Source organism: Streptomyces sp. DH12, from assembly GCF_020873895.1.
Lineage (GTDB): Bacteria > Actinomycetota > Actinomycetes > Streptomycetales > Streptomycetaceae > Streptomyces.
The window spans coordinates 1-385 of record NZ_JAHWGT010001703.1; the positions used below are offsets into that span (position 1 = coordinate 1).

General features: G+C 70.1%; 1 pseudogene. It reads right to left on the reverse strand.

The features are described from left to right. Positions 1–301, reverse strand: a pseudogene (locus tag LPA54_RS41815) (penicillin-binding protein 2); the annotation flags it as partial. Between the last annotated feature and the right edge of the window lie 84 nt (positions 302–385).

Sequence of the window (385 nt, forward strand, 5' to 3'; positions counted from 1 at the left end):
GCAGCGAGGTGCCCCGGGACTGGGACGCGTACCCGGTGACGGGCGCGTACATCGCACCGTCCTTGTTCGTCCTGAGGAAGGCGTAGTCCCGGCTCTCGGTCTCCTTCGATCCGGTGATCGCCTTGCCGCCGACGATGATGTCGCCGCGCGGGGTGGCGTAGCGCTCGCTCGCCACGCGGCGGTTCTTCTCGTCCGTCCGCAGCTTGTCGGCCTGGGCGTACTGGATCCAGTTGTTCCTGACGAGCAGGGCGAGCATGAGCAGGCCGCAGAAGATGGCGACCCGGCGCAGGGGCTTGTTCACGGGCGGACCACCTGGGTCATCTCGGCGTCGGGGTTGGAGGCGGGGGCGGGCGCCGGACGGCGGGCGGTGTCGCTGATCCTGAGC